The sequence below is a fragment of the Embleya sp. NPDC050154 genome (assembly GCF_044460165.1).
GTDB lineage: Bacteria > Actinomycetota > Actinomycetes > Streptomycetales > Streptomycetaceae > Embleya.
The window spans coordinates 620,058-641,613 of record NZ_JBITJP010000003.1 but is presented as its reverse complement, the minus strand read 5'-3'; the positions used below and the strand labels follow the sequence as shown (position 1 = coordinate 641,613).

The 21,556-nt window shown below is 73.2% G+C and carries 21 protein-coding genes; 11 read left to right on the top strand and 10 right to left on the bottom strand.

The features are described 5' to 3' along the window. Positions 1-125 precede the first annotated feature (125 nt). The 3 genes from ACIBSV_RS09470 (at position 126) to ACIBSV_RS09460 (ending at position 4,240) form a co-directional block, all read left to right on the top strand. Positions 126-2,525 carry an MMPL family transporter gene (locus tag ACIBSV_RS09470; protein WP_395860925.1) on the top strand — a complete coding sequence of 800 codons (2,400 nt, stop codon included), beginning with the start codon at positions 126-128 and terminating at the stop codon, positions 2,523-2,525. Positions 2,526-2,671: 146 nt separating this feature from the next. After that, on the top strand, positions 2,672-3,103 hold the full coding sequence (locus ACIBSV_RS09465; RefSeq protein ID WP_395860923.1) for a hypothetical protein: 432 nt from the start codon (positions 2,672-2,674) through the stop codon (positions 3,101-3,103). Between the two features lie 159 nt (positions 3,104-3,262). Beyond that, positions 3,263-4,240, top strand: coding sequence for a S1C family serine protease (locus ACIBSV_RS09460; protein ID WP_395860922.1), 978 nt, complete (start codon positions 3,263-3,265; stop codon positions 4,238-4,240). A gap of 36 nt (positions 4,241-4,276) precedes the next feature. Here the strand turns inward: ACIBSV_RS09460 and ACIBSV_RS09455 are convergent, their stop codons facing one another. Then, positions 4,277-4,549 (bottom strand): hypothetical protein, encoded by a 273-nt coding sequence (locus tag ACIBSV_RS09455; protein ID WP_395860920.1) that lies wholly within the window; start codon positions 4,547-4,549, stop codon positions 4,277-4,279. A 141-nt stretch (positions 4,550-4,690) separates the two neighbouring features. On the opposite strand from ACIBSV_RS09455, the gene ACIBSV_RS09450 reads away from it, so the two are divergent. Further along, a complete protein-coding gene (locus tag ACIBSV_RS09450) occupies positions 4,691-5,011 on the top strand; it encodes a hypothetical protein (protein ID WP_395860918.1) in 321 nt (106 codons plus the stop codon). Between the two features lie 291 nt (positions 5,012-5,302). Further along, a complete protein-coding gene (locus ACIBSV_RS09445; protein ID WP_395860916.1) occupies positions 5,303-6,550 on the top strand; it encodes a malic enzyme-like protein in 1,248 nt (415 codons plus the stop codon). 200 nt (positions 6,551-6,750) lie between these two features. Here the strand turns inward: ACIBSV_RS09445 and ACIBSV_RS09440 are convergent, their stop codons facing one another. Continuing rightward, a complete protein-coding gene (locus tag ACIBSV_RS09440; RefSeq protein ID WP_395860914.1) occupies positions 6,751-8,103 on the bottom strand; it encodes a serine hydrolase domain-containing protein in 1,353 nt (450 codons plus the stop codon). An 85-nt stretch (positions 8,104-8,188) separates the two neighbouring features. On the opposite strand from ACIBSV_RS09440, the gene ACIBSV_RS09435 reads away from it, so the two are divergent. The 3 genes from ACIBSV_RS09435 to ACIBSV_RS09425 are packed head-to-tail and all read left to right on the top strand — an operon-like array spanning position 8,189 to position 10,351. Further along, complete coding sequence (locus ACIBSV_RS09435) at positions 8,189-8,860, top strand: response regulator transcription factor (RefSeq protein ID WP_331770445.1); 672 nt, start codon at positions 8,189-8,191, stop codon at positions 8,858-8,860. Continuing rightward, positions 8,845-10,098 (top strand): sensor histidine kinase, encoded by a 1,254-nt coding sequence (locus ACIBSV_RS09430; RefSeq protein ID WP_395860911.1) that lies wholly within the window; start codon positions 8,845-8,847, stop codon positions 10,096-10,098. Before ACIBSV_RS09435 ends, ACIBSV_RS09430 begins: the two co-directional genes overlap by 16 nt. Before the next feature lie 40 nt (positions 10,099-10,138). Then, positions 10,139-10,351 (top strand): DUF4287 domain-containing protein, encoded by a 213-nt coding sequence (locus tag ACIBSV_RS09425; protein WP_395860909.1) that lies wholly within the window; start codon positions 10,139-10,141, stop codon positions 10,349-10,351. A gap of 255 nt (positions 10,352-10,606) precedes the next feature. Here the strand turns inward: ACIBSV_RS09425 and ACIBSV_RS09420 are convergent, their stop codons facing one another. The 3 genes from ACIBSV_RS09420 to ACIBSV_RS09410 all read right to left on the bottom strand — a co-directional run bounded on the left by ACIBSV_RS09420 (position 10,607) and on the right by ACIBSV_RS09410 (position 13,960). Continuing rightward, positions 10,607-11,617 carry a Gfo/Idh/MocA family protein gene (locus tag ACIBSV_RS09420; RefSeq protein WP_395860907.1) on the bottom strand — a complete coding sequence of 337 codons (1,011 nt, stop codon included), beginning with the start codon at positions 11,615-11,617 and terminating at the stop codon, positions 10,607-10,609. Positions 11,618-11,834: 217 nt separating this feature from the next. After that, the gene (locus tag ACIBSV_RS09415) at positions 11,835-12,824 is read right to left on the bottom strand and encodes an ornithine cyclodeaminase family protein (protein ID WP_395860905.1); all 990 of its coding nucleotides are present in this window, start codon (positions 12,822-12,824) and stop codon (positions 11,835-11,837) included. A gap of 188 nt (positions 12,825-13,012) precedes the next feature. Then, a complete protein-coding gene (locus ACIBSV_RS09410; protein ID WP_395860903.1) occupies positions 13,013-13,960 on the bottom strand; it encodes a LysR family transcriptional regulator in 948 nt (315 codons plus the stop codon). 72 nt (positions 13,961-14,032) lie between these two features. Here ACIBSV_RS09410 and ACIBSV_RS09405 point away from each other — a divergent pair, with 72 nt between their 5' ends. Further along, positions 14,033-14,959: a dihydrodipicolinate synthase family protein gene (locus tag ACIBSV_RS09405; protein ID WP_395860901.1), complete on the top strand. Its 927-nt coding sequence runs from the start codon at positions 14,033-14,035 to the stop codon at positions 14,957-14,959. Between the two features lie 106 nt (positions 14,960-15,065). Here ACIBSV_RS09405 and ACIBSV_RS09400 read toward each other — a convergent pair whose 3' ends face one another. Continuing rightward, the gene (locus ACIBSV_RS09400) at positions 15,066-15,509 is read right to left on the bottom strand and encodes a protein-tyrosine phosphatase family protein (RefSeq protein ID WP_395860899.1); all 444 of its coding nucleotides are present in this window, start codon (positions 15,507-15,509) and stop codon (positions 15,066-15,068) included. Then, positions 15,506-16,096 (bottom strand): CGNR zinc finger domain-containing protein, encoded by a 591-nt coding sequence (locus tag ACIBSV_RS09395; protein ID WP_395860898.1) that lies wholly within the window; start codon positions 16,094-16,096, stop codon positions 15,506-15,508. The genes ACIBSV_RS09400 and ACIBSV_RS09395 overlap by 4 nt, the downstream gene beginning before the upstream one ends. 356 nt (positions 16,097-16,452) lie before the next feature. On the opposite strand from ACIBSV_RS09395, the gene ACIBSV_RS09390 reads away from it, so the two are divergent. Next, positions 16,453-17,049, top strand: coding sequence for a GNAT family N-acetyltransferase (locus ACIBSV_RS09390; RefSeq protein ID WP_331770435.1), 597 nt, complete (start codon positions 16,453-16,455; stop codon positions 17,047-17,049). 136 nt (positions 17,050-17,185) lie between these two features. Here the strand turns inward: ACIBSV_RS09390 and ACIBSV_RS09385 are convergent, their stop codons facing one another. The 3 genes from ACIBSV_RS09385 to ACIBSV_RS09375 all read right to left on the bottom strand — a co-directional run bounded on the left by ACIBSV_RS09385 (position 17,186) and on the right by ACIBSV_RS09375 (position 19,809). Beyond that, a complete protein-coding gene (locus tag ACIBSV_RS09385) occupies positions 17,186-17,896 on the bottom strand; it encodes a hypothetical protein (RefSeq protein WP_395860896.1) in 711 nt (236 codons plus the stop codon). Positions 17,897-17,912: 16 nt separating this feature from the next. Beyond that, positions 17,913-18,929 (bottom strand): NAD(P)/FAD-dependent oxidoreductase, encoded by a 1,017-nt coding sequence (locus ACIBSV_RS09380; RefSeq protein WP_395860894.1) that lies wholly within the window; start codon positions 18,927-18,929, stop codon positions 17,913-17,915. Between the two features lie 187 nt (positions 18,930-19,116). After that, positions 19,117-19,809, bottom strand: coding sequence for a hypothetical protein (locus tag ACIBSV_RS09375; protein WP_395860892.1), 693 nt, complete (start codon positions 19,807-19,809; stop codon positions 19,117-19,119). A 734-nt stretch (positions 19,810-20,543) separates the two neighbouring features. On the opposite strand from ACIBSV_RS09375, the gene ACIBSV_RS09370 reads away from it, so the two are divergent. Further along, the gene (locus ACIBSV_RS09370) at positions 20,544-21,203 is read left to right on the top strand and encodes a TetR/AcrR family transcriptional regulator (protein WP_395860890.1); all 660 of its coding nucleotides are present in this window, start codon (positions 20,544-20,546) and stop codon (positions 21,201-21,203) included. Positions 21,204-21,556 lie beyond the last annotated feature (353 nt).

Here is a 21,556-nt window from a genome sequence, read left to right as displayed (position 1 = left end):
GCCGGCGCGGCGGCCCGCACCTCTCCAGCGTGGCCTACGAACTGGGTTCCGTTCTATGGGAGTTGCGTGTGAATGGCCCCGTCTGCGGGCCGGATCGCGGTGGTCGGGCCGAGTCGGCTCCTAGCGTGGCCAAGGCCGATCCGCCCCGCTACAAGCAGCGCACCGTCCGGGAGTTCGTGATGTCCACGTTGTTGTATCGCCTGGGCCGCTTCGCCTATCGGCGCCGCCGCCTCGTCATCGCCGGGTGGCTGGCGATCCTGCTGCTCGCCGCCGCCGCCGCGATCACCCTGATGCGGCCCTTCGCGTCGCAGAACAACATTCCGGGCACCGAGTCGCAACGCTCCCTCGACGTGTTGGAGGCCCGATTCCCCACCGCAGACGGAGCGGAGGGACGGATCGTCTTCCGCGCGGCGGAGGGGAGCACGATCACCGCCGACCCGGCGCGGCGGACGGTACTGGCCGCCACCGGCGCGGCCGCGGCCGTACGCGGGGTGGCCTCGGCCGAGGACCCGTACGACGCGGGCGCCGTCTCGGCCGACCGCAGCACCGCGATCACCACCCTGACCTTCACCGAGGAACCGGCCGAGGACGTCCCGGCGGGCACACGCGACGCGATCGAGGACATCGCCGAGCGAGCCCGGGCGTCGGGCCTGACGGTGGAACTGGGCGGGGATGTGTTCGTCGAGCAACCCGCCCCGTTCGGCGTCGGCGAGATCGCCGGCCTGTTCGTGACGCTCTGCGTGCTGGTGTTCGTCTTCCGTTCGTTGCGCGCCGCGGTCATCCCGCTGGTCACCGCGCTGATCGGGGTGACGGTCGGCGTCCTGCTCGTGCTCGCCGGCAGTCGGTTCGTGACCATGGACAGCAGTTCGCTGACGTTGGCGATGATGTTGGGCCTGGCGGTCGGCGTCGACTACGCGCTGTTCATCGTCTCCCGACACCGCGATCAGGTGCGGGGCGGCATGGCGCCGGAGGAGTCGGCGGGACGCGCGGTGGGCAGCGCCGGGACCGCCGTGGTCTTCGCCGGCGCCACCGTGGTGATCGCGTTGGCCGCGCTCGCGGTGGTGCGCATCCCGTTCCTGACCGTGATGGGGGTGGGCGCTGCCGGCACCGTGGTGGTGTCCGTCCTGGTCGCGCTGACCCTGCTGCCGGCGCTGCTGGGCGTGCTGGGCACGCGGGTGGCCGCGAGTTCGATCCCGGTGCTGCGCCGGTCGGCGGATCGAGCCGATGGCGGGCGGCCGGGTGGGCGGCCGGGTGGGCGGTCGGGCGGGCAGTGGAAGGGGCGGTCGGGCAGGCGGCCCGGCGCGCCGGCGTCGGCCGGCCTGCGCTGGGCGCACGCGGTGACGCGCCGGCGGTGGGTGGTCCTGCCCCTGGGCGTCGCGGGCCTGGCCCTGTGCGCGCTGCCCGCCCTGGACCTGCGCCTGGGCCTGCCCAAGGACCGCGGCGACAGCACCGCCGTGCGGGCGCAGGACCTGATCGACGCGGGCTTCGGCCCCGGCTACACCGGGGCGCTGATCGTGGTCGTGCAGGGCTCGACGATGAACGTCGGGCCCGCCGCCGAGCAGATCGCCGGGCGGGTGACCGCACTGCCGCACACGGCCTCGGTCGCGGCGCCGGTGCCGAACGCGACCGGCGACACCGTGATGATCGAGGTGATCCCGGCGGCCGGGCCCGATTCCGCGCACACCCAGGATCTCCTCGACGACATCCGCCGGGCGCGGGACCCGATCGCCGCGCTCACCGGGACCCGGATCGACGTCACCGGCAGCACGGCGGTCGACCTGGACGTGGCCGCCAAACTCGCGTCCGCGCTGCCGGTGTACTGCCTGGTGGTGATGGGGTTGGCGATCCTGCTGCTGACCGTGGTCTTCCGCTCGATCGTGGTGCCGGTGAAGGCGGCCCTGGGGTTCCTGCTGTCGGTGGTCGGCGCGCTGGGCGCGGTCGTCGCGGTCTTCCAATGGGGTTGGCTGTCCGGCCTGGTCGGTCTCGACGGGACCGGCCCGATCGTGAGCTTCCTGCCGATCCTGGTGATCGGCATCCTGTTCGGCCTGGCGATGGACTACGAGGTGTTCCTGGTCTCGCGGATGCGGGAGGAGTACACCCGCGGCCGGCCCGCGCGGGAGGCCCTGCGGGTGGGCTACGCGCACAGTGCGAAGGTGGTCGCCGCCGCCGCGCTGATCATGGTCTCGGTGTTCGGATCCTTCGTGCTGTCCGAGAACGCGGTGGTCAAGGGCATGGGCTTCGCGCTGGCGATCGGTGTCCTGTTCGACGCCTTCGTGGTGCGGATGACGCTGGTCCCGGCCGTGATGGCGATCCTCGACCACCGGGCCTGGTGGCTGCCCGGCCTCCTGCACCGGTACCTGCCGCACATCGACCTGGAGGGCGAACGGCTCGCGCGACACCTGGACGGGGGGTTCGCGCCGGGGAACGGCACCCGCGAGCCACGCCATGCGGCCCCGGAATCGGCGCTCGCCGAGGATCCGCACGCCGGCGCGCGCGGCGGGCGCGGCGTGCGAGGCGACGGATGAGCGAACCCGCGCCCGCGCCGGCCGTCCGCGCCACCTCGTCGGGCGCACGCGTCGGCCCGTCCGCACCTTTGATCCCACCCTCGAACACCGACCGACACGACCCGGCGGTACGGGCCCACCACGTCACGGGAGCGAGTGCACACGCGATGAACGAGACCGAATTCCCGCTCTGGGGACCCGGCTTCCACATCCGCCTGGCGGAACTGGTCGAGGTCGTCCCGGACAACGACTGGCAGTGGAGCGTGCTGGAATGCATCGGCATCGGGACCATGCCGTGGGAGTCGAGATCCGGCCGGGCGAACGAGCTCGTGTTGGCCTCTCAGGTCGGATTCCTGATGTCCTGGCGCGAGTTGAAGGAATTCGCGGGCGGACTCGAATGGGTCGAGGAGTTGCTCGTCGTGGCCGCCGAATCCCGCGACCTGCTGATCCCGGAGCAACTGAGCGTGGACGACTTCTCCGGCTGCCTGATGATGCTGGAGGTGTTCGGCAACACCACGTGGAGCGTGGCCGGTCGCTCCGGTCTGTTCGACGACATCGACGTCGTCGACCTGTTGCGGGCGCGGTACGGCGGCAGCTGACCCGAGGCGGCCCGCGGCCGGGTCCAAGCCTCGGGCGGGTGGGCGGGTCGGATCCGCGAACGGTTCTGTGCCGATTCCGAGGCTGCTCTCAGTCTTTCTTCATGCACACGTCCGACAGTCGTGAGCATGACGACAGAAGAGGCAAGGACTCCCGAACCCATGTCGACTCGCTCCGGCCCGGTCCCGTCGGGGGACGAGCACGCGGTGCCGACGATCCCGCCGCTGCCCCGGGTACCGCCGCCGGAAGCCGGCCGGCACCGGCCGTCCGGTCGGCGGGTCCGCCGGGCCTCGGTCGCCCTGGTCGCCGCGGCGGTGGCGGCCGGATTGCTCGGAGGGCTCGCCGGGGCGACCGCCGTACACCGCTTCGGTGGGTCCGACGGCGGGTCACCGGTGGCCATCGGCGTGCCGGCGCGGACCGCGGCCGACACCGACGCGGCGGCGCCGGTGTCCGCGGTGGCCGCCGCGGTCCAGCCGAGTGTGGTGGAGCTGCGGGTGACCACACGTCGCGGCTCGGTCACCGGCTCGGGCCTGGTCCTGGACACCGATGGCCGGATCCTGACCAACAACCACGTCCTGGCCGGGGCGAACGCGGGAACCGTCACGGTCGCGTTCGCCGACGGCCGGACCGCCCCCGCGGGTGTGGTGGCCGCCGACAGCGCGCACGACCTGGCCGTGGTGCGGGTCACCGGCGTCTCCGGTCTCACCCCGGCGACCCTCGGCGACTCGGGCTCCGCACGGGTCGGGGACGAGGTGGTCGCCTTCGGCTCACCCCTGGGCCTGACCGGGACCGTCACCTCCGGAGTGATCAGTGCACTCGACCGCCGGGTCACCGTGTCGGGGGACAGCGCGGTCGGCTCGTCCGAGGACGGGAGCGGTTCGAGTACCTCGCCCGTCGCGACCGGCGGGACCGACACACTGACCTACCCGGCGATCCAGACCGACGTCGCGATCACCTCGGGCAGCTCCGGTGGACCGCTGGTCGACCTCTCCGGCCGGGTCATCGGCATCGACTCGGCCATCTACAGCGCCACTCCCGACACGGGCACCGGCACCGAGGCGGGCAGCGTCGGCATCGGCTTCGCGATCCCCATCGACACGGTCAAGACCTTCCTGAACACGCTTCCCCGGGACAAGTAGCCGACCTCACACCGGGTACGAATCCGCCGGTACGAATCAGTGCGTGTACAGGTAGATCAGCCCTTGCGGGCCGTCGGCGCAGAAGAAGCTCGGGCCCCACAGTTCATAGCCCGCCTGGCCCGCCGCGTGGCACTGGGCCTGCGTGTAGTACACCACTCGGATGTGGAACTCGCCCGCGGCGCTCGCCGAGGTAGCGCCGGCGAGCGGCAGCAGGGTTGCGGCGGCGCCCGCGACGAGCAGTCCGATGTGTTTCCGGCAACCCGAAGCGGGCCCGAGGCGCCACCGTCGCCCGCCTCGGACGGGTGACAAGGCCGTGTCGGGGCGATCCGGACGAAAGCGCGCTCCGATACTGAAGAGGTTTCCCGCCGGTCGCCGCGTGTACGGCAGGCACCCGCCGCGGCGGCGGAGTGCGCGCCCGATCGGCGACACGCCTCTCGACAAGGACGCGACATGACCTTCCTGGCCCGCATCACCACGGTCGCCGGGCTGCTGGTCGGCAGCGCCGCCGTACTCGGCCCGGGTGTGGCCGACGCCGCTCCCGGTGCGATCCCGATCGTCTGCGCCGGCACGGTGACCGACGGGCCGGACATCGTGGTGGCCTACGCGTGCGACCGGGCCCGGGCTGCGGGCGACGACACGGTCGCCACCCCCTCCGCGACCTACCACTGCGCGGGTTCGGTGCACTTCTTCGTCGACCCCTTCCGCGAACCGCGAGCGCAAGGCGTCGACCCGGGCCACACCTTCCTCGGCGGTCGCTGTACGAGGACCTGACCCACCGGGAGCCCCGACCCATCGGGAGCCGATCCGGAGCCCGGCCTCCGAGCCGTCCCCGCGGCCCCTTGCGACCCGCCCCGCGACCTGCCCCGGGCAGGCCGCACTACGCTGGGCCTCAGCGCGCGACTTGTTAACGTAAGCACCTGCTCGATCCGCGGGAAGTCGGAGGGGAATCCGCGCCATGAACGACCGGCGGGACACATCCGACACCACCGGGCACACGCCGCCCCGAACGGCGCGCGTGCCGACCGGCCCGCGATCGCGGGCGTTGCCGTGGTGAACCGCGACATGTCCGGACCCAGGCATCCCGCCACCAACCCGGCCTTCAGCGTGCGGATCCACGTGCCGCCCGGTGCCGCCGCCGCGGTCGCGGGCGTACTGGCCGAAGCCCCCGGCACGGTGACGAGTCGGATCGACGAACCGGACGCCATGGGCACCTGTCGGATCACCCTCGACGCCGACGGTCCCCGGACGCTGGCCTGGCTCACCCGGACCCTGACCCGACGCCTGGGCACGGACCTGCTGCTCACCCAGGATCCCGTCTTCGTCGCCGCCTCCACCGGCAAACTGACGCTGCGCGTGTGCGCGGCCACCACCACCGGCCACGACATCGCCCTGCTCGACGCCGACGCGGATCGCCGCGTCGTCTCGCACCTGGCGGCACACCCCGAACACACCGACGACTACACCGGGCGCCGGCACCGCGTCGCGCTGATCAGCGATGCCAGCGCCGTCCTGGACTTCGACGCGCTGCCCGCCGACGCCGCGCTGCCGGCCCTCGAATCCCAGGCGGTACACCTGCGCCGGGCCACCGGGCTCGACGTCTTCCCGTTGCCCATCGCGACGCCGCACGTCGAGGACATCGCGCAGGCGGTACGGCTGCTCGCCCCCGGCTTCGCGGCAGCCGTGCTGGTGCACACCCGCCCGGAGCACGTGCTCACCACCCGCGCGATCCTGGGCGCCACCCCGCCGCTGCTCCTGCTGGACACCCTCAACGACGGCCTCGCCGTCGCGATCGCCGCCGCGACGATCAACGCCCTGAGCAATCGGGGTGTGCGGCCGTCGAGCGGCCGGGTGGTCCTGGTGGACCCGGCGCGCGGCGGGGATCTGGCCGGGCTGTTGATCGCCTCCGGGATCGCCGACCTGACCCTGTTCGACCCCTTCGGCCCCGGTGGCGGGAACCTGCGCGCGATCGCCGCCGAGGCCGATCTGATCGTCGACCTCACCGGGTTGGCCACACCGCCGGAGCAGGTCCCGATCCTGCGCGCCCGGCCCGAGGCGCCACCACGCTTCGCGGCGGCCACCACCGGTCCCCGCCCGCTACACGCGCTGCCCGGGCTGCTCACCGCGGCCACCACGACCCGGCGGCCGATCACCGCGCGCGCACGGGTGGCCGCGGTGCACGCGCTGGTCGAGGGCACGCCGCCGGACGCGCTCCTTCCGGCACCGGATCAGCCCGGCCTCACCGCCGCCGTCGCGGCCGCGGCGACCCACGCTCTCGACTCCGACAACGGCATCGGCATGGGTGGCGCCTGATCCATCCGGATGCCCCGGACGGGCCCGGCGCCGGCCGGCCCGCTCGGGGCGCCGCGCGCGTCGCCGCTCAGTGAGTGATCGGAGTCGTCGCCCGGCACGAGCCAAGGCAGGTGTGAGCAACTCGCCACCGTATGTACTCGAGGCGAAGTCGACCCCGGATCGCCGGTACGTCGGCCGGGGCGGGAGATCGAAGACAAGCCCTATCCGGCGACGGCGACGAGACGGCGGGCCATGCCGACGACGGGACGCACCGTGTCCTGGTCGTAGTTGCTGAGCACGACGATCACCCATTCGCCGTGCGGGAACATCTCGATGCCGGTCGACTCACCCGGGGCGCCGCTGCCGTGGCCGAACGTCCACCGGTCGGCGAGCACCGCGCCGATCGGCCCGTAGCACTGGAACATGGCCTGTGGGCGGGGGTCGCCTCCGCCGGGAGGCGGGTCGGCCGGACCGGTGGGGGACGGGCCCGTGGGCGACGGGTCCTTCGGCGGTGGGCCGGAAGTGGGCAGCCCCAAGGGGAGTTTGCCGCCGAGGAGGGTTCGGGTGAACGGCGGGGCGAGCAGTTTGTCGCGGAGTAGGGCTCGGGCGAAGCGGTCCATGTCCGAGGCGGTGGAGAACGCGTCCCCGGCCGGTGTACCGATGAACACCCGTCCCGCGACGTCGTCGACGCGCTCTCCCGAGGGCTGCTTGACGTACGGGTGGGCGATGCCCGGGTCGCGGCGCCAACGGGGCGCGGTGACGAAGTCGGTGTCGGCCATGCCCGCCGGGCGGAAGATCCGTTCGCGGGCGTAGTCGAACCAGGACCGGCCACAGACGCGGGCCACGATGGTTCCGAGCAGGTGATACCCGGAGTTGCTGTACAGGTTCGCGGCGCCGGGCGCGAAGGACAGCGGCATCCTGCGGATGAAGTCGAGCGTGCCGTCCATGACTTGGTCGGCCGTGGTCCACGTGGCCGCGGCCTCCTCGAATCCCGGCGCCTGCTGATGGTTGCCCAGGCCCGAGGTGTGGGTGAGCAGGTGATGCAGCGTCACGTGGTCGGCGATCTCGGCGGGCAGGCCGTCGAGGTAGGTGCCCACGGTCGACGCGTAGGAGAGTCGGCCCCGTTGCACGAGTTGGGCGACCGCGACGGCGGTGAACAGCTTGGTCACCGACGCGAGCGCGAAGAGGGTGTCCGGTGTGATCGGTACGTCGCGTCGCCGGTCGGCCATGCCGTAGGCCCGGGACAGCACGGTCCGGCCGCGTCGGGTGATCAGCAGGGTGCCGGAGAACTCGTCCCTGGCCGCCAGGTTCGCCACGAACCTGTCGAGTTCGCCCCCCGGCCGGAGTCCCGCGGGGATCGGGCCGGGGGATCGGGTGTCCCGATCGGCCCGGGTGTCGCCTCGCGCCGTGCCCTCGGCCGCCGCGGTTCGCGCGTCGGCATTGGCGTCGGCGTCCTCGGACGCCACGAGGATGCCCGCGCCGGCGAGCGGAACCGCCGCGAGCAGGCCGATGATCGAGCGTCGGGACGGTCGTACCGTCGATCGAGCGGAGGTCGAGGGGGTGTCGTGGGCCATGACCGTTGTCTAGCGGCGCGGGCCGATGGGCGGCCGATCGTCCGGCCATACGGGATCCATATGTGCCGGCCGGCATGCTGCGCGCATGCGAGTGCTGCTGGTTGAGGACGAACAACCGCTGGCCGGCTACATCGCCGCCGGATTGCGCAAACACGGATTCGCCGTCGATGTCGCCGGTGACGGCCAAAGCGCCTTGGACAGGGGCGAGTCCACGCCCTACGACGTGGTGGTGCTGGATCGGGACCTGCCGGTGGTGCACGGCGACACGGTGTGCCGACGGATGGCCGAACGGGGCACGTCGCGCATCCTGATGCTGACCGCCTCCGGCGCGGTCGAGGACCGCGTCGACGGGCTCACCCTCGGTGCCGACGACTACCTGGGCAAGCCGTTCGCGTTCTCCGAGCTGATCGCCCGGGTGCACGCCCTGGCACGCCGCAGCGCGCCGGCCCGACCGCCGATCCTGCGCGCCGCGGACGTGACGCTGGACCCGGCCCGGCGCACCGTCGAGCGGGCCGGCCGGCTGCTGTCGCTGACGCCGAAGGAGTTCGGTGTCCTGGCCCAACTGCTCGCGGCGGGTGGGGACCTGGTCAGCGCGGAGACGCTACTGGAGAAGGTGTGGGACGAGCACGCCGATCCCTTCACCAACGCGATCCGGATCACCGTGGGCACGCTGCGCCGCAAGCTGGGCGATCCGCCGCTGATCGAGACCGCGACCGGCGCCGGGTATCGGATCGGCGGACCGTGGCCGTGCGATTGAGCGCGCGCGGCCGGTTGGCGATCCTGTACACCGCGCTCGTGTTGGCCGCGGGAGTGGCATTGACCGCGCTGACCTACGCGCTGGTGCGGCGGAGCATGCGCCATCGGATCGTGATCGACATCAGGACCGAGTCGCCCGGCGCCCCCGGGCCTCCGCCGACGGGCCTGCCGAGGCCGGAGGCGCTCGCGGATCGGGTCCGCGCCACGACGCTGTCCGAACTGCTGACCCAGGCCGCGATCGCACTCATCCTGGTGGTCGTGCTCGCCGCCGTGCTGGGGTGGCTGGTGGCGGGGCGGGTATTGCGGCCGATCCGCGCGATCTCGGCCACCGCCCGCCGGTTGTCGGCGGAGAACCTCTCGGAGCGCATGCCGGTGAGCACACCGGCAGACGAACTCGCGGAACTGGCCGATACCGTCAACGGCATGCTGGACCGCATCCAGGCCGGCATCGCCGAACGCGACCGGGCGCTGGCCGGCCAACGCATGTTCACCGCGAACGCCGCGCACGAACTGCGCACCCCGCTGACCACCATGCGCACCGCGATCGAGGTGACGCTGGACGGCGAGCCGGACCGGGACGAACTGCTGACCATGGCCGAGGACGTCAGGACCGCGATCGAACACAGCCGGCGGACCCTGGACGGCCTCCTGGCCCTGGCCCGCGGCCGGATACTCCCCGACACGCACCGTGCGGTGGACCTCGCGGAGGTCGCGACGGGCCTGGTGGCGGGTGCCGCGGACGAGGCCGCCGCCCGGGGCATCGAACTGCGTTCCGACCTGCGGCCCGCCGCGCTCGGCGGCGATCCGATCCTGATCGAGCGTTTGGTCGGCAACCTGCTCGACAACGCCGTCCGCTACAACCGGCCCGGCGGGCACATCGCGGTGACCACGGGCACCGAGGACGCCCGCGCGTTCCTGCGCGTCGACAACTCCGGCGCGCTCGTCGCCGCCGAGGACGCGGACGGGCTGCTGGAGCCGTTCGTACGCGGCGAGGGGGTGCGCACCCGCGCCGACGGCGGGGCGGGACTGGGCCTGTCCATCGTCCGCGCGATCGTCATCGCCCACCGGGGCGAGATCACCACGACCGCCCGCCCGACCGGCGGCCTGGACATCACCACCCGGTTCCCCGCCTCGCCCCCGGCGCCGAGCCCGCCGGCACGAACGGGCGACAGGACGTGTGACCCGGATCTCTTTCCGAGGCCGATGAGTTCGCGGGTGCACGGCGGTCGATACCCGTGACAACACCATCCGCCGCATGCGCCGAGAGGACACCGGGAAAATGAGCGAGACCCCGAACGGCCCCGCAAGCTACTTTCCGTCGATCGAGAAGAAGTACGGCCGCACGATCGCGGACTGGCAGGCCCTGATCCGGTCCTCGCCGCTGACCAAGCACATGGAACTGGTCACCTGGCTCAAGGCCGAGTACGGCATCGGACACGGCCACGCGAACGCCCTGGTCAAGCACACCCTCACCGAGGACCTCGCCCGGTAGGGCGCACCGAGCGAGCGGATGGCGGGACGGGCGAGCGCCCGTCCCGCCGCGGGTCGGTGGGTGTGCGCCGCCTATGTGGCGCAGGGCAGCGTGCCGGCGCGCAGGGCGTGCCCGCCGCCGTTCCCAATGCGTTCGCAAGGTAGCCAGTCCTTTGTCTCAGTGGGTCGGGCAGCGCACACGCCCTCCCATCGAAGGTTCCGGCCCACCGACGACCGACGCCTGAACACGGCACGAACACCGGGCGAAGCACACCGGTCAGGCCACTCCCGGGTAGGTGACACCGATGCGTTCGCGCACGGCGTCCAGTGTGCGCATGACCGCGAGGGTGCCGTCCAGGGGTACGAGCGGGGATTCGGTCTCACCGGCGCGCAGGCACCGCATCACCTCGGCGGCCTCGTGCCGCATCGTGCCGCGTTCGGGGTCGTCGGTGACGTCGGCGAGCAGGACCGATTGCGGTTCGTGGCCCGGGCGGTGGATGACGAAGCGGTCCGGATAGAAGAAGCCGTCGGCGAACTCGATCCGGCCCCTGGTGCCGGTGATCGTCGCGGGCGCGTCGTTATCGGCGGTGAACGTGCACCCGAGCGTGGCCACGGCACCGCCGTCCCAGCCGAGGACGATGCCCGTGTTGTCGTCCACGCCCTCGGGGGTCAGATGCGCCCAGGCCCGGATCGCGTCCGGCTCACCCAGCAACAACTGGGCGAAGGACACCGGGTAGACGCCGAGGTCGAGCAGCGCGCCGCCACCCTGCGCCGGGTCGCGCAGCCGGTGCTCCGGCGGCAAGTCCCCGGCGAACCCGAACGCCGCCGAGACGCCCCGCACCTCGCCGATCACGCCGTCGGCGATCACCTCGCGCAGCCGGCGGATCAGCGGGTGGCAGTACGTCCACATCGCCTCCATCAGGAACAATCCGCGGTCGCGGGCCAGATCCACCAGTTCGCGGGCCTGGCGGGAGTCGAGCGTGAACGCCTTCTCGCACAGCACGGCGCGGCCCGCCTCCAGACACAGGCCGGCCGCCGCGCGGTGCGCGGAGTGTGGCGTGGCCACGTAGACGACGTCCACCTCGTCGTCCGCGGCCAACTCGGCCCAACTGCCGTGGGCCCGCGCGATGTCGTGGCGCTCGGCGAACGCCTTCGCGGACTCGATGTGGCGTGAACCGACCGCGACCACCTCGGTGTCCGGCAGGCCGCGCAACGCCTCGGTGAATTCGGCGGCGATGCCGCCGGTGGCCAGGATTCCCCAACGTATGACCCGCGTGCCGTCGCTCATCGGTGCCCCACAAATCGGTCTCGGTCGTGCGCGATCGCCGACAGGCCGGCGAAGGGCGCGCCTGCTCCGATGGAGCGTGCCATACCGCCCACCGGCCCGGGCACGCCGGCGTCGCGGACGGGGCCGTACGGCATACGGGTGCGTCGGAGCCGGCCACCCCGCCGCACGGGCACGGGCACGGGCGGGCGTACGCGCATCGCGCCGTACGGCGGCGGCGCTACCGCAGCGAGATCTCCCGGCCGATCGACTGCTCGCGGGCGGCGGTGACGACCAGAGCCGCGGCGGCGGCGTCCTGTACGGCCACGCCGACCGATTTGTACAGCGTGAGCTGCTCCGGCGAGGTGCGGCCCGGGCGGCTGCCGGCGACCACTTCGCCCAGTTCGGCGTATACGTGTTCGGCGGTGATCACGCCGTCGCGGATCGGCATCAGCAGGTCGTTGCTGCCCGCCGGGAACGGCGCCAACACTGCTTGCCGCGATTCGACGCACACGAGCGCATCGGCAACGGTGGCATCGTCGAGTTCACGGCCGGCCGGGTTGAAGCCCACCGACGTGACGTGTGTCCCGGGCGCCAACCACGCGCGCCGGACCACGGGTTCCACGGCGTTCGTTGCCGCCGCGACGATGTCCGCGCCGTCGACCGCCTCGGCGTAGTCGGCCGCCGCGTGTACCTCGGCGGGCAATTCGGCGGACAACTCGTCGGCCAGCGCCGCCGCCCTGGCCCGATCGCGCCCGGCCACCCGGATCTGCCGGATCGGCCGGACCCGGCACATCGCACGGGCGTGCGAGCGGGCCTGGACCCCGGTGCCCAGGATCGCCAGCACCGTCGCGTCCTCGCGCGCCAACAGCCGCGCCGACAGCGCCGAACAGGCACCGGTGCGCACCGCCGTGATGGCGGTGCCGTCCAGCAACGCCGTGGGTTCACCGGTCTTCGGGTCGAACACCACGATCAGTGCCTGGTGGGTCGGCAGGGGCGTTCCGGCGTTGCGCGGGAAGAGCGTGACCAGTTTGCTCATCAGCGCCCCGGACGACGGAACGTGTCCCGGCATGGCCGCCAGGAAGGCGTCCCGTTCGGGAACCACGGCGGCGATCCGGTCCGGCGCCGAGGCACGGCCCGCGCTGAGGTCCGCCATCGCCGCGGCGAGCGCGTCGATCAACGCGTCCGGCTCGAGCAGGGCCTCGACCTGCGCGTATCCGAGCACCAGCATGTGGCCCACCCTCCTCGCGGCGATCGTCCGGCCGAGACCGCTCGTCGCCGACAGCGTCGCCCGCGCAACGCCGCGACCCCGACCGCGACACGCGGGGCGGCGGCCATGATCGTCCGTCCGGACCCACCCGGACCCACCCGGACCCACGCGCCGGGGGCATCGCCCGCGAAGCCCGGGCCCAGGGGATCTCACCCCTGCGGTGGGGCGGGCGAGTGCGCCGGCGGGGCGGTCTGTGCGGGGGCCGGTTCCGCCGGAACGCACGTGCGCAGCGCGTCGGCCGCCGCGAGCACCGCGGGGTGTTCGGCGGCGCCGCCGCGAAAGGCGATCGTGGTGCGGCGGTGGATCGGCAGCCTGGTCAGGGTCACCTCGGGGGGCGGATCCACGATGCCCAGGTGCGGCACGACGGCGACGCCCTGATCCGCCGCGACCAGGGCCAACACCGTGGCGAAGTCGTCCACCTGGTGTCGCACGTGTGGGGTGAAGCCGGCGGCCTGACAGGCGCGGATGGTCATCGCCTGGCACAACGTGCCTGAAGTCGAGGTGATCCAGGGCGAGTTACGCCAAAAGCCGAGCATCGACGCGTCGGCCGTCCGGTCCGGTGCGGGTGACGTCGAGGCCAGGTACATCGGCTCGCTGTACAACGGCAGGCCGGCCAGGCCGACCTCGTCCACCGGCGGTACGAAGTCGTATTCGTGGATCAGCGCCACGTCCAGGTCGCCCGCCCGCAGCGCGCCGGCGACCTCGGCCGGGTCGATCTCCAGCACCATCGGTTCCAGACCCGGATGCCGTCGGCCGAGGCAGGTCAGCGCGCCGAGGACGATGGTCCGGGTCGCGCTGGGGAAAGTGCCGATCCGCAGGGGCCCCGCCAGGCCGCGGCGGGTGCTCGCCAGGTCGGCCGAGGCCTGTTCCAGGTGCGCGAGGACGGCCTCCGTATGGCGGACCAGGTTGTGTCCGGCCGGGGTGAGGGTGACCCGGCGTCCCGTGCGCTCCAGGAGCGGGACCCCGGCCTCGCGTTCGAGGACGCCGAGTTGCTGGGAGACCGCGGACGGGGTGAAGGCGAGCGCCTCGGCGACCGCGGCGATCGTGCCGCGCAGGGACAGTTCGCGCAGCAGGCGCATACGGCGGACGTCGAGCATCAGTACAGCTTACGCTCACGTTCACGAATGTGAACTGGACCTGAAGGATCCGCGCGGGTCACCCTCGAAGGCATGACCCAGCACCCGCCCCGACACGGGGTCCACGTACCGCTCGTCACACCGTTCGCCGCCGACGGAGCCGTCGCGCGGGACGCGCTCGAAGAGCTCGCCCATGCCGTGCTGGCGGCGGGCGCCGAGGGGATCGTCGCCCTGGGCACGACCGCCGAGGCCGCCACGCTCGACGCCGACGAGCGGGTCGCGGTCGTCGACGTGTGCGCCCGGGTCTGCGCGGAACACGACGCGGTACTGACCATCGGCGCCGGCGGCAACGACACCCGGGCCACGGCGGCGGCTCTCGCGGACCTCGCCCGGTGGCCGACGGCCGCCGCCGCGCTGGTGCCCGTCCCGTACTTCACCCGTCCCTCGCCGGCCGGCGTGATCGCGCACTTCACCCATCTGGCCGACAACAGCCCCGTACCGCTGATCGTCTACCACATTCCGTATCGCACCGGGCAGTCGCTGGACGCGGCCGACCTGCGCGCGTTGGGGCGGCTTCCGGGCGTCGCCGGCGTCAAGTTCGCGCCGGGCGGCATCGATCAGGACGCGGTGGACCTGCTCGGCGACCTTCCGCCGGACTGCGCGATCCTGGCCGGCGACGACCTGTTCCTGTCACCGCTGCTGGCGTTGGGCGCGTCCGGCGGCATCCTCGCGTCGGCGCACCTGGCCACCCACCGATTCGTGGAGCTGTGCGCCGCGTGGCGCGACGGCGACCTCGCCCGCGCGCGGGACCTGGGTCACGCGCTCGCACGGTTGTCCGCCGCCGCCTTCGCCGAGCCCAATCCCACCGTGATCAAGGGCGTGTTGCACGCGCAGGGCCGGATTCCCACCGCGGACGTGCGACTGCCGTTGTTGCCCGCGGGGCGCGCGTCGGTCGAGCGCACGTTGAAGCAGTTGGCCGATTCGGGCGGCTCGGCCGACCTCGGCGAACCGGTCGTGTAGTGCGCACGGATCCGATTTTCGTGCCGGCACACGGAGTTCGCGTCCCACCCGTGCTCGGACTGCGCGTCGTGCGCGTCGCCCGCGCGAGGAACGATCGCGGGTGCGGTCACGAGGTGGGAAATCGGGTTGCCCAGCGGCGTTGCCAGGGTGTCTCGACGGCGCGCGGGTGGTGGTGCCGACGGGTCCAGTCCACGGCTTCGGCGGGGTCGACGCCGGACAGGATGGCGAGGCAGGCGATGACGGTGCCGGTTCGGCCGACGCCGCCTCCGCAGGCGACCTCGACCGAGGCGCCCGTACGGGCCCGTTCGTGCAGGGCACGGATCTGCCGCACGGCCGCGTCCCGGTCGCGGGGCAGGCGGAAGTCGGGCCAGTCGAGCCACGTCCGCGGCCACGGCAGCGCGTCCTCGTGTCGACGGCGCAGGCGGTCGGAGCCGAGGTAGAGGCCGAATTCCGGCGGCGGTCCTTCGGGCAGTGGGTGGCGCAGGCCGCGACCGCGGATCGAGGTGCCGTCCGGGAGTCGGAGGGCGCCCACGAGGGGGGTGTGGCTCATCGGTTCACGCTCTCTTCCCTGCGGCGCGCGCGGTGGTTGGCGACATTGACCCGATTGCCGCATCGGTCGGGCATGCAGTAGCGGCGGCGCCCGGCCCGGCTGGTGTCCACGAACACACCCCGGCAGTGCGCGGTGGCGCAGGCCCGGAAGCGGTCGTGGCCGAGCACCCGGACGACGCCGAGCAGCCCGACGCCGATCAACGCGGCCAACTCGTCGGCGAGGTCGGCGTCGGGCGCGGTCGGGACGCACCACTGCCACCGGCGGTCGCCGTCGCGCACCAGCGTCGGGGCGCGCCCGGCGCGGGCGACGAGCACGGTCGCACCCGCGACGGCGTGCTCCTCGGTCTCGGTCTCCACGATCACCCGCACCTCGCGGCGCAGCAGGCCCACCGCGTGGAGATCCGCGGGGGTCGGTGTTCGCCCGTCGGCGACAGCGGCCGGCCGAAGGTCGTGCTCGGCCAGGAAGTCCGCCAGGGCGCCCGGGTCGGGGAGGGCGTCGCCGGTGGTGGGCCGCACGGTGGGTGAGGTGTTGATCAGGTCGGTCGCGATCGCCGCGCCGACGGCGTAGTCGGTGATGGGGATCCGCACGTGTTGCCCCCGTGATGGCGGTAACTGGTCAAGCGAGACTATAACCCTTACGGGGTGTGGTTGGGAATCCTTGTGATCCCGCGGCACGCCGGCGCGACCGGTGTGTGACCCGTGTGTGACCGGGGCGCGACCGCGGTGTGGCCGGGCGGGGCGGGCCCGCCGCCACCGCGAGCGCCACGCCCGGCGCCGGGCCCGGCACCGGGCCCAACTCGACCGCGCGGAGGCGTTGTTCGGCACCGGTTCCGGTCGACCCCGGTCGAGTGGGTTTTTCGTGGCCACTGTTCGCGGGGTAGGGGCTTCGCGGACAATCGTTGCGAAGCCCCGACGCACGGGGTCGGCGGGAAGGGAGCAGGTCGTTGATCCGTTTCGCGCACCGCGCCAAGGGCGGGTCCGTGCTGGGGGCGGCACCGGGCCACCACGGGCCGTTCGGCGCCGACCTGCCGGTCGGCCATGCCGACGTTCGTCTCGTGCCCCGGGCCTACACCCATCCGGACACCCAGGTCCTCCTGCACGCGTTGTACGCGGAGCAGGTCGGCCTCTACGGGTTCGCCGATCATCCCGACACCAGCGAGCCCCGCGATCTGGAGCCCCCCGAGGGCCTGTTCGTGCTCGCCTACAACGGACACGCGCCGGTCGGCTGCGGCGGTTGGCGGACCATGCCCGGTCGGGCGGCGGAGATCAAACGCCTCTACGTCAGCCCGGAGCGGCGCGGGAGCGGCTACGGACGCCGCCTGCTCGCCACGCTCGAACACACCGCCGCCCAGGCCGGCGCACTGCGACTGGTGGTGGAGACCGGCAACCGCAACATCGGGGCGCTCGCCCTGTTCGCCGCGAGCGGCTACACCCTTCGCGACGCCTACGTCCAGGGCCGCGATCCGGCCGTCAACCGCGCCATGACCAAGCCGCTGCTGCGCACGGCGGGTCGGGGCCCGCTCTCCGCGCCGCCGCGCTGATCCGTCCGGGCGGCGTACCCGCGGCGGACGCGTCCGGACGGTTCACGGGGTGCGGCGCACGGTCTCGACGACGGGGACGTCGTCGACCCGCCCGGTGCCGCGGCGCCGCGGTGCCGTACTGCCGACATGCCCGGAGTCAGTCGAACAGCGATTCCTGCACGTCGAGCGGGGGCATGAACTCGGGTTCGAGCGCGGGCGGGGACGAGCCCGCGACGCGTGCGAGGTCTTCCAGCGTCGACCAGCGGCCGACGGCGACGCCCTGCGCGACCACGGTGTGGAACAGGTGTGCCAGCGCGTACGCGTCCCACGTGACGGCTCGTTCGGGCGGGGGGCGCAGGCCGATCCGCTGGAGCCGGGCGTCGAGGGACTGCGGCGCGGCGGTCGGGGCGACGATCGCGGCGAGGGCCGGCACGTCCAGGACGAGGGACGACGCGAGCAGTGGGCAGTAGGCCCGCTGCTCCCACACGAGCGTCTTCTCCGCGAACGGCGACACCCCGAGCAGCGCGTGCGGGATGTCGCGCACCAGGTGACGCTCGACGCCGGCCAGCGCCTCGGCGAGCGAACCGGGGGCGGCCGGCGGTACCGGGACGCCGATCGGCGCGGGCGGGGGGCTTCCGGGCGGCGGCGGTTCGATCGGGGCGTACGCCCGCCAGGCGACGTGACCTCCGGGCCCGTGGTGGGTGAGCGCGGCGACCTCGACGGGGACCGGGCGATGCAGCCCCCGGGTCTCCAGCCGAAAGCGCAACCCCACGAAGCGCACACCCGACAGCGGCGTCGTACTCGTTCGTTCGGCCACCCCCGGAGTGTAGGCGCCGGTGTCCCGGTCCCCGCGGAGCCACTCGCTCATGTCGCGCGGGGTCGGTTCACAGGCCGTGGCGGCGGTTGCCCAGGACCAGTTCGCACACTCGCGCCTCGTTCGCGGCCGAGAACGGATCCCGGTGAGCGGCGACCGCCGCGCGGGTGGCCTCGTCGGTCAGGTCGCCGTCGATCCGGATCGCCGCCGTGGCGCCCGCCGCCGCGGCGGCGCCGACCTGGGCGGTCGGGTCGGTGACGTTGCCGGCGACCCACACCCCGGGGATCCCGGTACCACCGCCCGGTTCGGACGGGATGTACTCACCGGCTCCCGACGGATGTTCCACCGTCCGCAAGCCGAGCCCGGACAGGAACCCGGCACGCGCGACCATCCTCGGCGACACCGCGAGCGCATCGATGCGGACCGATGTGCCGTCGCCCAGGCGTACGCCCACAAGGCGATCGTCGACGACGTCCAGGGAGGACACCTCGCCGGCCGACACGCGGACGCCACGGGCGGCCAACCGCTCGGCGTCCTCGGCGGTCGGCGACAGGGTGTGCGCGAAGAACGTGACATTGTCGCTCCATTGGCGCAGCAGCAGCGCCTGGTGCACCGACCGCGGCCCGCCGCCCAGCACTCCGATGGCCAGATCGCGAACCTCCCAGCCGTGGCAGTACGGGCAGTGCAGCACGTCCCGGCCCCATCTGGCCCGCAGCCCCGGCACGTTGGGCAACTCGTCGACCAGTCCGGTGGTCACCAGCAGTCTGCGGGCGCGGACCGTGCGGCCGTCGGTCAGCGCCACGTCGAACCGGCCGTCGACCCCGGTCACGGCATCGACCTCGCCGGACACCACATGACCGCCGTACGCCCGGACCTCCGCCCGCCCGCGCTTCGTCAACTCCGCCGGCGACACGCCTTCCCGGCCCAGCAGCCCGTGGACACCTCCGGCGGGCGCGTTGCGCGGGGCGCCCGAGTCGACCACCACTACCGAACGCCGCGCCCGGGCCAGCATCAGCGCACCGTTCAACCCCGCGGCGCCGCCGCCGATTACCACCACGTCGTAGCTGTCCCGCAACCGATCGGTCATCGTGACCACCTCCACGACGACCATGCGACCGCAACGGTGATTTCGGCAAGATTCGTTGCCGGTTCGGCAAAGACGGCGACATCGACGACGTGGTGACGTCGGTGTCGATCATGATCGGAAACCGGTCGGAACCGCTCGGGGTCGGCCGGAACCCGGCCGGCCCCGAGCCGTCACGTGTACGGGACGGTCAACTGCCGGGGATGTCCCACACGGTGACCTCGAGGCGGACGGGTGCCTCCCCGGCGGGCGGGCCGATCAGTCGGAAGTACGCGGTGCGCCCCTCGTTGGTGATCGCGCAGAAGCCGGAGCCCTGCGCGAGTTCGCCGGCCAGATAGGTGCCGCGCTTGGCGACCGCTTCGGCGCAGGAGGCGGCCGTCGGCTCCGAACCGCCCTGCGGAAGTGCCGCCAGGGTCGGGGTGGAGCCGACGGTGACGAGTTCGGGCTTGGCGAAGGTGTAGAGGAACACGATGTCCGCCGCCTTGTTCGACGGGCCGACCAGCGGGGGTTTGGTGTCGAGATCGACATAGCGGCTCGACGGGTCGACGGTGACCGTGCCGGGTCCGAACAGGACCGGAGGCGGCTGACCGCCCGACGGCCGTCCGCCCGTCGTCTGCCCGCCGGGGCCCGGCGGGCTCGACGCCGACCGGCCGCTCTCCGGCGGATTCTGTTGGGCCTGCGTGCCGGCCGTGGTGCTCGTACTCGTGGACGAGTTCTTCGAGTTCGAATCCGAATCGGACCCACTGACGGCGATCGTGACGAAGATGCCGATCAGCGGGATGGCGATGCCCACCACCCACCAGGCCCATCTGGGCTGGGACGGATGCGGCGGCGGAGGGGGAGGGTAACCGTACGCACCCTGGTTTCCCGGCTGGTTGGTCAAGTCGCCTCCGTGGAACGGGTGGCCGGTCGGCGCCGGCACTCTACCCAACGATCCTCCCCGACCGCACCCCGCGATCATCCCCGTCGGCGCGAGCCGCGCGGGCGAACGGGGACGTGCTCACGTGGCCGAACGACCACCGTCGCCCCCGGCGAGCCGGGCCACGTCGCATTCGCGGCGCGGGGCGGCACACCGAGCGGGGAGGAACGCCGTCCCAGGCTTAGAGAATTGCGCCCTGAGGCTCCGGATCCCGTGGCGCCTCGGGCTCGGGCGTTGTTGGTTTCAGGGCGTGATCGCGGGTTCGGTGGCCGCTCGATCCCGGACGGGAGGCGGAGGTCGGGGGTCGAGGGCCGGGGTCGCCAGGCGACGAGCCGCTCACCGGGCACGCCGTCCGCCGTCGTGTGCGAGGCGTGTGAGGCGTGCGGCGCCGCGACGCCGGACCGGACCTCGTGTGCGCAGCCGGGGTGGCCTCGTGCCCGAGCGGTGGGTTGTCATGCGCGGAGGTGCGGGCGCGAGGTCGGCTTCATGGCCGGCCACGGCCACTCGGATGGCATGCCCATGGGCGCGCGGGATGCGCCGGGCACGCGATCGACCCTTGTGGGACTACGTGTTGCGGGGCGTGGTGGTGGACGTGGAACACTTCCTCTCGCGAGGGCGGTGGGCCCTCGGCGTCGGGCGGGTGTGGTCTCGTCGGTCGTGCCGTGCGTGGCCACGAGCAGCGGAGGAGGCTGGACGCGATGCCCGAATCCGCGCATGTGGCCCACGGGTTCGGCGTGCCCGGACGCGCACCGCATCCGCGCGCGGTGCGCAGCCGCGCCGCCGTGTTGAAGGCCGCGCGCGAGTTGTTGCTCGAGGACGGCTGGGCCGCGGTCACCCACGTGGGCGTCGCCGCCAGGAGCGGCGTGGGCCGGACCACGGTGTATCGGCACTGGCCCGAGCCCACCGCACTCATCCGCGACGCGATCGTGCAACTCGTCGCCGAATACCGGGATCGGCTCGGCCCGGCCGTCGGCTCCCGGCCGGGCAGCCGGACGGGCGGCCTGCGGGAGGAGTTGGTGGCCGCGCTCGACGGCACCCGGTTGCTGCTGCACGACCGTGAGGGCGAGCGGGCCATGCGGGTGTTGATCGAGCGCGCGTCGGACCCGGCGTTCGTGGGCGTCCGGGAGATCCTGCAACGCGCGGGTACCCATCCCTTCAGGGTGATCCTGGACGCCGCGAAGGCTCGTGGCGACCTGCCCGTCGACCTGGACGCGGACGCGGCGATCGACCGCCTCGTCGGGCCGCTGGTGTTCCGCCGACTCCTGGCCAACGGCACGATCGGCAAGGCGTACGTACGGCAGGTGGTCGACGATTTCCTCACCGCGCACGCCGAGCGCGGGCGACCCCGGGAGCGCTGACCCGAGCCGACGTGCCGCCCGCGTCGCGCCGAGGGCCTCGCGCCTCTTCCCGCTCCCGCGCGGGCCGAACCGACCCCCGCCGGAGCGGGTACTGCCGTTCCGTCGCGTCCCGCCTCGGGGCGTCGGTCCGAGGCGGGACGCGGTCTTGCGCACGACGGTCGTACGGCGGATCGTTGCGAGTGCGCCGACAACCCCCGTGGTCGGCGCCCGGGCTGCCCGGCGATTTCACCCCCGGTCGCCGGGCGGCTCCCCCGGGCGGGTACAACTCGTCCGCGGCGGACGGCGAGCGCCGCCACAGCCCATGCGCCGAGATCCGACCGGACTCCCGCCGGCTGATACTGTCCGTGCCGTCG

What these genes read in the sequence shown, in the direction of transcription:
- ACIBSV_RS09465 (WP_395860923.1), top strand. Translation starts at nt 2,672, where the DNA reads ATGAACGAGACCGAATTCCCGCTCTGGGGACCCGGCTTCCACATCCGC.
- ACIBSV_RS09460 (WP_395860922.1), top strand. Translation starts at nt 3,263, where the DNA reads ATGTCGACTCGCTCCGGCCCGGTCCCGTCGGGGGACGAGCACGCGGTG.
- ACIBSV_RS09450 (WP_395860918.1), top strand. Translation starts at nt 4,691, where the DNA reads ATGACCTTCCTGGCCCGCATCACCACGGTCGCCGGGCTGCTGGTCGGC.
- ACIBSV_RS09445 (WP_395860916.1), top strand. Translation starts at nt 5,303, where the DNA reads ATGTCCGGACCCAGGCATCCCGCCACCAACCCGGCCTTCAGCGTGCGG.
- ACIBSV_RS09440 (WP_395860914.1), bottom strand. Translation starts at nt 8,103, where the DNA reads ATGGCCCACGACACCCCCTCGACCTCCGCTCGATCGACGGTACGACCG.
- ACIBSV_RS09435 (WP_331770445.1), top strand. Translation starts at nt 8,189, where the DNA reads ATGCGAGTGCTGCTGGTTGAGGACGAACAACCGCTGGCCGGCTACATC.
- ACIBSV_RS09425 (WP_395860909.1), top strand. Translation starts at nt 10,139, where the DNA reads ATGAGCGAGACCCCGAACGGCCCCGCAAGCTACTTTCCGTCGATCGAG.
- ACIBSV_RS09420 (WP_395860907.1), bottom strand. Translation starts at nt 11,617, where the DNA reads ATGAGCGACGGCACGCGGGTCATACGTTGGGGAATCCTGGCCACCGGC.
- ACIBSV_RS09415 (WP_395860905.1), bottom strand. Translation starts at nt 12,824, where the DNA reads ATGCTGGTGCTCGGATACGCGCAGGTCGAGGCCCTGCTCGAGCCGGAC.
- ACIBSV_RS09410 (WP_395860903.1), bottom strand. Translation starts at nt 13,960, where the DNA reads ATGCTCGACGTCCGCCGTATGCGCCTGCTGCGCGAACTGTCCCTGCGC.
- ACIBSV_RS09405 (WP_395860901.1), top strand. Translation starts at nt 14,033, where the DNA reads ATGACCCAGCACCCGCCCCGACACGGGGTCCACGTACCGCTCGTCACA.
- ACIBSV_RS09400 (WP_395860899.1), bottom strand. Translation starts at nt 15,509, where the DNA reads ATGAGCCACACCCCCCTCGTGGGCGCCCTCCGACTCCCGGACGGCACC.
- ACIBSV_RS09385 (WP_395860896.1), bottom strand. Translation starts at nt 17,896, where the DNA reads ATGAGCGAGTGGCTCCGCGGGGACCGGGACACCGGCGCCTACACTCCG.
- ACIBSV_RS09380 (WP_395860894.1), bottom strand. Translation starts at nt 18,929, where the DNA reads ATGACCGATCGGTTGCGGGACAGCTACGACGTGGTGGTAATCGGCGGC.
- ACIBSV_RS09370 (WP_395860890.1), top strand. Translation starts at nt 20,544, where the DNA reads ATGCCCGAATCCGCGCATGTGGCCCACGGGTTCGGCGTGCCCGGACGC.